At 52.5% G+C, this 1,628-nt stretch carries 3 protein-coding genes; 1 reads left to right on the plus strand and 2 read right to left on the minus strand.

Translation table 11 applies throughout. The features are described from left to right. Both RT21_RS22810 and RT21_RS22815 read right to left on the minus strand, forming a co-directional pair. Nucleotides 1–325, minus strand: a 325-nt coding sequence (locus tag RT21_RS22810; RefSeq protein WP_046164458.1) for a multicopper oxidase domain-containing protein, incomplete at its 3' end; no start/stop codon positions are given. 317 nt (nucleotides 326–642) lie between these two features. Beyond that, a complete protein-coding gene (locus tag RT21_RS22815) occupies nucleotides 643–852 on the minus strand; it encodes a co-regulatory protein PtrA N-terminal domain-containing protein (protein ID WP_015275566.1) in 210 nt (69 codons plus the stop codon). Between the two features lie 424 nt (nucleotides 853–1,276). Between RT21_RS22815 and RT21_RS22820 the strand changes: the two genes are divergently transcribed. Beyond that, nucleotides 1,277–1,628 (plus strand): response regulator (locus RT21_RS22820; protein ID WP_046164459.1); only part of this gene is annotated, 352 nt, incomplete at its 3' end.

Raw genomic sequence — 1,628 nt, forward strand, 5'->3', positions numbered from 1 at the left:
TGGCCGGCAGGATCATGCCGTGCCAGTGAATCGATGTATCTTCGCTCAACTTATTTCTGACTCGCAGCGTGACGGTATCCCCTTCACGCCAACGTAGAAGCGGCCCTGGGATGGTCCCATTGATAGTCATCGCTGTCCGGGCCGCGCCGGTGATATTGACCGGCGTCTCCCCAATCAGCAGATCGAACTCCGTGCCACTTAGTACGCTGGGCTGGCCTGGGCTAGTCACTGCCCAGACCGGAGCTCGCCACAAGCCAAGACCGCCAAGGATGCCTGCGGCAGTCAAGCCTTTAACAAAGGTTCGCCTAGAGGTTTTACGTTGCATGTGTAGGTTCCAATCAAACTAAGGAGCCAAGCCGAAACCAGCCGTAAGGTTGGTGTTGCCAGCGTTAATTGATCTTAGAAACTCGCGCACGGTCTGTCTTATCAAGCGACTCGCCTTTAATCGTAAATATGGCATGCCTAAGAAAGACGCGGGATTACATTTTTGTAAGCTTAAAGCGCTTCAGAAATCGCCCAAAAAATCGCCTGTGAGCATGTCAATCTCCAGGTGGAAGCTGCGCAATGGCTTTTGATTTCCGTGCAAGGATCCGGTTGCAACGATACTCAAGGTGCATGGTCACAGTTGCGTAAGGTTTCGCTTCAGCAATTAGCGTGGGCGTGCTTCGCTGAAGTTGCTTTTGAGGCTACCTCCTGGGCTTGGTCCTTCTGGTCAGCCTGATAACTAGCGATCGCTATTTGGCGAGCCTGCTCCATACGAGCAAAGGTACGATCACCACCACCTTCTGCCATTGCATAGGAAGAGCTTGCTGCGATGGCGAGCAGTACAGAAACGGATCTGAAGAATTTCATTACTTGTTACCTCGTTCGAAGACATGGGAGACCCAGCGCAGCTCCATAAATAGGGGCTTTGGCTTGGTCCTGTGTCTAAGCTAACCGAGCGTTCCTGTCAGAAGCCTGATTTAGACATTACGGTTTCGTCAGTAATGCATAAAAGCAGTGAGCCCAAGCGAAAGCGCAGGTAGCGTGCATGGTGCCTTTTCGTTCAGGCAAATAGGTCTTGTTTCCAGCGGGCAAAAAAAGGGCGCCATCTAGGCGCCGATAGGCCAAAGGAGCATGGAAAAGGCCAAAAAGCAGAGTGTGGGAGCAACTGCTGATGTAGACGTTAACGCTACAAGCTGTCAGACAGATGATGCGAGCATTACGTTTCTGTAAGGTACTGGCTGCACGCCCTGACAATCGGCACACTGCTCCAAATGCCGGAGGGAATACTTTCATGAAGCTTCTTGTTGCTGAAGACGAGCCGAAAACAGGCACCTACCTACAGCAGGGGCTTTCAGAGGCAGGCTTCACAGTCGATAGAGTTGAAAACGGGACCGATGCTGCTCAGCACGCGCTTCATACCACATACGACTTGCTCATCTTAGACGTGATGATGCCTGGCCTGGATGGGTGGCAGGTTTTACAGAAAGTCCGCGCTGCTGGTAATGAGGTTCCCGTGCTCTTTCTCACCGCCCGAGACGGGGTTCAGGATCGAGTAAAGGGATTGGAGTTGGGCGCTGATGATTATCTCATCAAGCCGTTCGCCTTCTCCGAATTGCTAGCCAGGATCCGTACGTTGCTTCGCC

Source organism: Pseudomonas sp. 10B238, from assembly GCF_000970615.1.
Lineage (GTDB): Bacteria > Pseudomonadota > Gammaproteobacteria > Pseudomonadales > Pseudomonadaceae > Stutzerimonas.